This is a genomic window from Vibrio sp. 10N.286.49.C3, assembly GCF_041469545.1.
Taxonomy (GTDB): domain Bacteria; phylum Pseudomonadota; class Gammaproteobacteria; order Enterobacterales; family Vibrionaceae; genus Vibrio; species Vibrio tasmaniensis_A.
In genome coordinates, this window is record NZ_JBFRKT010000081.1 from 22,032 (window position 1) to 29,361 (window position 7,330).

The window sequence follows — 7,330 nt, forward strand, 5'->3', positions numbered from 1 at the left end:
CGTGCCATGCGTTGAAAGTTATCATGAAGCAGTTTGCATTTATAATAAGCACTCCAATCGGGTAAGGTGAGACCAAGACTTGCTATACGTTACTTCCAAGCTCAAAATTTGGCCTCAACTTATTGCTAAAAACGAACAGACAACTAACCAAAATGCCTATCTCGAAAAGCTGACATAGAAAAGATGCTGTCTTAAACACCAGACCAGATTCCATCCAGGGCATCGCTATTTCGATTAGCGCAGCGGCAAAAACCAAAGTATACCCAACCCATTGATGCCATTTACCTAACATTGGCGAGAAATGATAGAAAGCTAACAAATAGAGCACCGAAAAAAAAGGCATTATAAACCAAGTAAAATACTCAAGAATTTCAACTAACGAGCGACCACCTTCGCCCAAAGTCGCCATTAGAATCGGGATAATAAAATTGAGTATCATGTAAAGAAACGGATAGATAAGAATACCCAAGGCAAGATACCGAACTGACTTTTTAACTCTAGTTTCCACTTGTACTACCTTCTCAAGTTGGAGTAGCGCATGACGCTTAACTCCCAATTAACTTGTGCAGCAACGTAAAGATTCTGCATTGCGCCTTAAACACTAAACCTGACTAGAAGTAATACTGCTACGCGTCGCGAGTCAGGTTAAATTGTTTGTTATAATTTCGTAACAAGTTCTATATTTGATTTATCTATTTTTAACTGGAGATGCACAACCAAACATCAGTAGTCCTGAGATAATTACTGAAGAGATCTTTAACGCATTCACCTTTAAACCACTGATTTAATTATAAAAGAGAGCTCAATATACATATAGTGGATTGTAAATCCAATAACATAAATCTAATTTTTCAATATTACGCCGATAAATCATTGATAAAGACCATGAAAGTTATAAAACCAAGCGTTGTGAATCACTCTTAAATTTATTGTTATATGCGTGGTGACATCGGCGCGAAAGGTACTTCGCATATTTTTAAGTAAGGCTTCTCACCAAAAGGAGACTCTGCTAATTCAGTTTCTCCATGCGATGTGTAAACGTCAAACCGCGCATTACTTTCCACTAAGTCACTTTCAAGTTCAGTGACTCTATCATTAGCACTACTGCAACCTCCGCGCTGCCCACCTTTGAAGGCTAAATAAATTTCATGCATCGACTTAACTGCAAGAGCACAATGAATCTGCTCATGCCGATAGAGCTTTTCTAGATATAGGCGAAACTCCTCCGCCGATTCAACTGAAGTCTTAGACATTTCGAACTTCGGAAGTGTATAGGTAACTTCCAGCTTAAATTCATTAATTTCGCAAGTATCATCATGCGTATTGAAGTCATATTTCCATGCGGTGTACCCGTCAAAGCCTTCATTTACGAGAAACTCAGGTCTCGCGTTAAATGAGCGTTCAATTTCTTCAACACTATTTCCGCTAACCTCATACACTTCAAACTTTTTCTGGAAGGGAAAATCTACCTTAACGTCAGCATTAGCCTGACTGGACGCCATTAAGCAACATATTGAAAGTACTATTTTTTTCATCATCTTCCTTGAAGCATATAACGCTAAGTTAAGCCGCCACAACGCTGATGGCACTACAATTCGCGAAGCAAGAGTGCCATGCGTTTGAGGTTGGCTTGAACGCCTTGTTATGTGACTATTAAAACATCGAGTTATTATTGGCTGACTCTTTCGGGACCACTTGAATTGAATCCCAATGCTCGACTATTTTTCCATTTGAATCGAAACGGAAAAAGTCCATCGTTACGTACTCTTCACCAGCAGGCCATGTTTGCCTTGTATGCAAAGCTACCTGATCACCTTCAGCAATAATTCTCAAAAACTCTATATCCTTTTTTGGATAGTCCCGAGACATTTCTTCAAAGTAATCTATAAAGCCCTGCTTACCATCAGCAACAACTGGATTGTGCTGGATATAATCATCACCAACATACAACTCTACTGCTTTAGCTGGCTCGCCCATGTAAGCAGTTCTATAAAAAGCAATAGCATTCTCTTTGTTTTGTCTAAGTTGATTCGTCATAGCAGCCTCATGAAGGGAAGTTTCACACTAACAATATGAGATATCGAGTGCTTTCGCCAGCGATGGATTAACGCTTGTCACATAACGAATGACATGGATTCCCCCTACCGAGGTTCTGCCACACTTATGTGGTACTTAAATGCATCGGAGGCACCATGTCTGATTATTCTTATTTCGGCGGTATCGACCTAGCCAAAAAACCACTTCAGTGTTCATGCCGTAGACCAAAATGGTAAGGTCATATTTATAAGACAGTAACCCCGTATTCAAAGCGACTTATGGTCAGCTTTTAGCAGCTGAAAAACCTAAGAAAGTCACATTAATCGCGAGTGTTCGAAAGATGGTTGTTACCCTTAACTCTATGCAGAGAGATGGCGCCATGTGGGATGAAAATACAGCCAACAACTAATCATTGACGCCATAGTCGTTTGTTATGTTTGTAGCCTAAGTCAATCGATTGAACTCACATATAATAGCTTTGAGGCTACTACCAAATGGTACGTGCCAAACTGGATTACCTTGATCATCACTTGGATCGGACTCGACTAACTTCGTGATAAAACTTTGTAGCCTAAGCTTAATTTCACCTGTAACTTTGACTCGATATACTTCCCTTTGTACTTCAATCCAAAGGCTTCCAGATTTTATCTTTTTATGCATCAACCTATAACGCTCACCGACATTTACCTTAGTTTGGATATTGTCCTTCGAATTCAGAACCGATTGGATATTTGGATTCATTTAATTCCTCCCGAAAACATTACGCTTCGCATAACGGGCTAATAATGCTTGGCTAAAATTAGTGAGGCACGAACCAAGCAAAGCTTTATTAGTCCATGCGTTGATGCGTTTGTTAAGTGTTTTGACTACGAAGCTCAATAAACTGCCTCGAAAACTCTTCTGCCAAATCTCTACTCTCCATTATTGTAATGCTCTCATTGTTGTATTGAGCATTGCTTGTCCAGTTATACGAACCATGTATAACTTTGCATACATCGATTATACAGAACTTATTATGCATTAACTTTTTTCCCCATGGAGAGCTCGGGGAAACCTTCTTATATTCAATACCTCTAGAGCAAAAATCTAAACCATACTTATCTGTAGTATCATCGTCATTCACGATCACGCGAACATTAATACCTTTTTGATGCTTTAGGCGTAACTCATTTCCAATATCCTTATCTGTAAACCACGCGACAGCTATCCAGATGGTAAATTCCGCAGATTGGATTGACTCAATTATTTGATTTTTTATTTCTTGAAAATGAGCAGCTATTTGCACAGGATCATTCAGTTCAGAACCAGAGACTTTAAAAATACCTAGTTCATTTTTTTCGAAGAGGTAGCCATCGTACTTGATGATTTCACTTAACTCGAAAGCTATATCATCAGGGTTGCTGACCTTTCGGCTATCCGGAATTGCCTCAATTAAACGTTTAAACTCGGGGGTTCCATTAACCTCCTTCAGCCGCTCATAGGCATATTCATTTCTAGACCATGCATTTGGGAGGCCCTCTCGGGTATATTCATCTAATAGCCCGAAAGCATTGAAAAATTTAATGAGCTCTGGTCCAGACATATATGGAGTAGGAGCCCCATCGCCAGTAATGTAAGACTTTATTGCATTTAAAGTAAGCTCTGAAACCTTCAACTCTTTCTCTCCTGAATGTGAAACTGATGAGACTTAACGAATGACATGTATCCCCCTCCCAAGGAATTGCCACACTTATGTGGCACTTAAATACATCGGAGGCACCATGTCTGATTATTCTTATTTCTGCGGTATCGACCTAGCTAAAAACCACTTCAGTCTTCATGCCGTAGACCAAAATGGTAAGGTCATACTTCATAAGTCGGTAACTCGCTCTAAACTACTGACTACAATAGCAAATATGCCACTCATGCGTATAGGCGTTGAAGCGTGTGGTGGTGCACATTATTGGGCAAGAACACTCAATAAACTTGGGCACGACGCCCGCATTATGGCCGTTAAATACGTCATTCCTTATCGAACTAAAGGAAAGAACGACCTTAATGATGCTGTTGCCATATGCGAAGCTGTTCAGCGTCCATCAACTCGCTTTGTACCCGTAAAATCCCCCGAGCAACAAGCCATCTTATCGGTACATAGAATGAGAGAGCATTGGGTTCGTGAGCGCACCGCGCTTATGAATCGCATGCGCGCCCTACTCTCTGAGTTCGGGTTAATCATTCCTGTTGGCCGCTCTTCATTAATGAAACACGTTCCCTTAATGCTTGAAGATGCAGAAAATGAACTGCCACATCTCGCAAGAACGGTGATTGCCGATGCTTATCACCACCTTGGAGAGTTGAATCAACGTATCGCCGATACTGAACAAGTCTTCGAGTCTTTTGCTAAGGTCAGCGCTAATGTTCAACGAGTGATGAAGGTTCGTGGCATTGGACCGCAAACCGCTACTGCGATACTTGCTTCGATAGGCAATGGTTCTCAATTTGATAAAAGCCGTGATTTCTCTGCTTGGCTAGGACTCGTACCAAAGCAATATTCGACGGGAGGAAAGCCTCGCTTAGGTCGGATAACCAAACACGGCGACAAATACTTGCGAACACTATTAGTTCACGGGGCAAGGACAGTCATTGCCAACCTTGGCGACAAGCAAGATAAGCTAAGTCAGTGGTGTCGAGGCGTTCTAGAACGAAGAGGAATGAACCGAGCGATAGTGGCACTTGCCGCGAAGAACGCACGAATTATATGGTCGCTTTTACACAATCAAACCGAATATGAAAACTATGCTGCTTAAGTAGAAACCTAAGCAGTATAAAGAGTTAAACCCACCGGGTCATTGCAGACGCTAATGATGGAGATAGGTTAAGACCACTTGCGGAGAGCCTGTTAATGCGGCGGACACACTAGATGTCATCTAACGAATAAGGCACCGCAGTCGCGCAAGTCATCAGGGCCACGACGTATGCGAATCGTCGATAAGTAGGCCGAATGTAGAGCGGCAGTCCAAAACCCATCAACATAAGTTTAGCGGATGTTTGACAACCGGGGGAATCCATGTAGCCGCATTAAGGTGTGAGCGGCGCTTGGCTATACTTGAGCGAAGCGAAACTGCCAAGCGTTGCGAATCACTCTTAAATGCTTGTATGGATAATAAGCACTCCAATCGGGTAATGTGAGACCCAGGCTTTAGCTGCAACTAAAGCTTTCTATGTAGTAGTTCGTTTAAACGCTGGCTCCTCTATCGAGAGACCGATAACAAACATGAACGCTACATAGGACTTCAAGCATAAACCTCGAATAGTCGACTGGGTCTCGAACCCGCATTACGCAAGCATGAGTTAGCTTATTATGAATACCAAAATCAATCAAAGCATCAACGTTGGAGTTGATACCGGCAAAACACAATTAGACATCCACATCAGGCCACTAGACCTATTTTTCTCAGTAGAGAACAATGATAAAGGCATCAAAAAAGCACTCAAAACGATTAAGAGTCACAGTCCTGAACGAATCGTTATTGAAGCAACAGGCCGATTAGAAATGCCTTTTGTTCTTGCATGTGCAGAGGCTCAATTACCTATTGTCAGAGCAAACCCTGTCCACATAAAACGGTTCGCTGGTGCTATTGGCCGCAGAGCCAAAAATGATCGTTTAGATGCAGAATTGATTGCTCACTATGGAGAAGCAATCAAACCAGCTCTTACTGTCATAAAGCCAAAAAACATACGCCTAATGAGTGACTTAGTCATTCGCCGAAACCAGTTGTTATCCATGCAAACCATGGAAAAGAACCGAATCCAGATACTTCCCGCTTCTCTCCATCCGACTATCAAACCGATGCTAACCACGATAAAAAATCAAATCACCAAGTTAGAAGAAAAGCTCGTTAAACTCATTGAAGATAGCCCTGAATATCAGGCTAAAAACACAATATTGCAGAGCGTCCCTGGAATAGGAAACATTGCCGCTGCATCAATAATTAGCAACGTACCAGAACTTGGCTACATCACAAATAAACAAGCGGCATCACTAATTGGTGTCGCTCCAATAACACGCGAAAGTGGGCGCTACAAAGGTAAGCGCGTGATCCAAGGCGGTCGAGCGCAAGTACGCACAGTGTTATATATGGCAATGATGTCAGCCATGCAATGTAACCCCGTATTCAAAGCAACTTATGCTCGACTTGTAGCTGCCGGAAAGCCTAAGAAAGTCGCAATAATCGCGTGTGTTCGAAAGATGGTTGTGACTCTTAACTCTATGCTGAGAGATGGCGCCATGTGGGATGAAAACACTGCCAAAAATTAATCATTGACGCCATAGTCGTTTGTTATGTGAAAACTCCAAATAGTTCGTCTTGTTTTTTCATTTGCAACTCAAGTTCTTCCTCTGTTATGTCAGGTAGAGAATCAAACCATTGGCTAACTGATGCAATATTTGGGTCACTATCTATAAGCGTCTTTATGAGGGCGTTAAATCTATCTGGAATTAGGCTAATAAGCCTATCAGATTGAAAAGAATTATAAAAACCAGACATTGGAGCGTTAAGACCAAACTTACGTTCCAAATCAAACCCAACCAATAGTACTGGGTTGCTCAGCGCAACCATTAAAGCCACTAGCTCCACGGTTTTTACATAGTAAGAAAGGCTTAGACTGCATGCTTTTTTGTCAAAATGAGGAATACTGACCCCTGAAATAAAAGAGTATCGAGGTGATATTTCGCTTGAGCTATTCTTTACCCCTTTAACATGAATTACATCGCATAGTTCCCAATAGTGTCCCAATAATGACTCAGTCCATGATATTTCCCCATCACAACTACTATATTGACAAGCGTCTTCAATAACCTTCAACGCACGCTTAAAGTTTGGAGTAGACCGATCAGACTCCATCCACTCCTTTGCCTTCTCTTTCTCGACATTATCTAAAACGAAAAAGCTACCAGTAACTACAAGTTCAATAGCTCTTCTCAGGGAGTCAAACGCATTTTTGTAGTTTCCCTCAAAAATTACCGTTAAGCACGAATCCAATTCATGAGCCGCTTCAATCCAAGGGAAAGTGCCTACTTTTTGTAAATGATCAACCCTTGCTGATGGGGCTTCCATTAGTTCATATTTACAAAACAGCTCCGCACGCTCCAGTTTTTCAAGATGTTGATACTCACCATAAATATACTCTGATGTCTCAGACAAAACGACTTCAACACTAGATTTCAACAAATCTCGCCTCGCTTTAAATCTTTCTTGTGGTAGTTCAAATGGATTCAAACTTTTCCCCTTTCACATAACGCTTAAGTATTTAT

The 7,330-nt window shown here is 41.4% G+C and carries 8 protein-coding genes and 1 pseudogene; 3 read left to right on the forward strand and 6 right to left on the reverse strand.

Annotated elements, in window-relative coordinates; genetic code table 11:
* Positions 1-82: 82 nt before the first annotated feature.
* The 3 genes from AB4180_RS22115 to AB4180_RS22125 form a co-directional block, all read right to left on the reverse strand.
* Positions 83-508, reverse strand: coding sequence for a hypothetical protein (locus AB4180_RS22115; RefSeq protein ID WP_102249981.1), 426 nt, complete (start codon positions 506-508; stop codon positions 83-85).
* A 424-nt stretch (positions 509-932) separates the two neighbouring features.
* Positions 933-1,535, reverse strand: coding sequence for a DUF922 domain-containing protein (locus tag AB4180_RS22120; RefSeq protein WP_102249973.1), 603 nt, complete (start codon positions 1,533-1,535; stop codon positions 933-935).
* A 118-nt stretch (positions 1,536-1,653) separates the two neighbouring features.
* On the reverse strand, positions 1,654-2,037 hold the full coding sequence (locus AB4180_RS22125) for a nuclear transport factor 2 family protein (RefSeq protein WP_102249974.1): 384 nt from the start codon (positions 2,035-2,037) through the stop codon (positions 1,654-1,656).
* 253 nt (positions 2,038-2,290) lie between these two features.
* On the opposite strand from AB4180_RS22125, the pseudogene AB4180_RS22130 reads away from it, so the two are divergent.
* Positions 2,291-2,446, forward strand: a pseudogene (locus AB4180_RS22130) (IS110 family transposase); the annotation flags it as partial.
* Between the two features lie 35 nt (positions 2,447-2,481).
* On the opposite strand, the gene AB4180_RS22135 reads toward AB4180_RS22130, so the two are convergent.
* Together AB4180_RS22135 and AB4180_RS22140 are read right to left on the reverse strand one after the other, a co-directional pair.
* Positions 2,482-2,778: a hypothetical protein gene (locus AB4180_RS22135; RefSeq protein WP_102249975.1), complete on the reverse strand. Its 297-nt coding sequence runs from the start codon at positions 2,776-2,778 to the stop codon at positions 2,482-2,484.
* 112 nt (positions 2,779-2,890) lie between these two features.
* On the reverse strand, positions 2,891-3,691 hold the full coding sequence (locus AB4180_RS22140; protein ID WP_102249976.1) for a phospholipase D-like domain-containing protein: 801 nt from the start codon (positions 3,689-3,691) through the stop codon (positions 2,891-2,893).
* A 106-nt stretch (positions 3,692-3,797) separates the two neighbouring features.
* Between AB4180_RS22140 and AB4180_RS22145 the strand changes: the two genes are divergently transcribed.
* The gene (locus tag AB4180_RS22145; RefSeq protein ID WP_102249977.1) at positions 3,798-4,823 is read left to right on the forward strand and encodes an IS110-like element ISVisp6 family transposase; all 1,026 of its coding nucleotides are present in this window, start codon (positions 3,798-3,800) and stop codon (positions 4,821-4,823) included.
* Between the two features lie 554 nt (positions 4,824-5,377).
* A complete protein-coding gene (locus AB4180_RS22150) occupies positions 5,378-6,334 on the forward strand; it encodes an IS110 family transposase (protein ID WP_017064050.1) in 957 nt (318 codons plus the stop codon).
* 22 nt (positions 6,335-6,356) lie between these two features.
* On the opposite strand, the gene AB4180_RS22155 is transcribed toward AB4180_RS22150, so the two are convergent.
* Positions 6,357-7,295, reverse strand: coding sequence for a hypothetical protein (locus tag AB4180_RS22155; RefSeq protein WP_102249979.1), 939 nt, complete (start codon positions 7,293-7,295; stop codon positions 6,357-6,359).
* Between the last annotated feature and the right edge of the window lie 35 nt (positions 7,296-7,330).

Excerpts from the sequence above, each read along its gene's own strand:
- AB4180_RS22120 (WP_102249973.1), bottom strand. The coding sequence starts at position 1,535 with ATGAAAAAAATAGTACTTTCAATATGTTGCTTAATGGCGTCCAGTCAG.
- AB4180_RS22125 (WP_102249974.1), bottom strand. The coding sequence starts at position 2,037 with ATGACGAATCAACTTAGACAAAACAAAGAGAATGCTATTGCTTTTTAT.
- AB4180_RS22135 (WP_102249975.1), bottom strand. The coding sequence starts at position 2,778 with ATGAATCCAAATATCCAATCGGTTCTGAATTCGAAGGACAATATCCAA.
- AB4180_RS22145 (WP_102249977.1), top strand. The coding sequence starts at position 3,798 with ATGTCTGATTATTCTTATTTCTGCGGTATCGACCTAGCTAAAAACCAC.
- AB4180_RS22150 (WP_017064050.1), top strand. The coding sequence starts at position 5,378 with ATGAATACCAAAATCAATCAAAGCATCAACGTTGGAGTTGATACCGGC.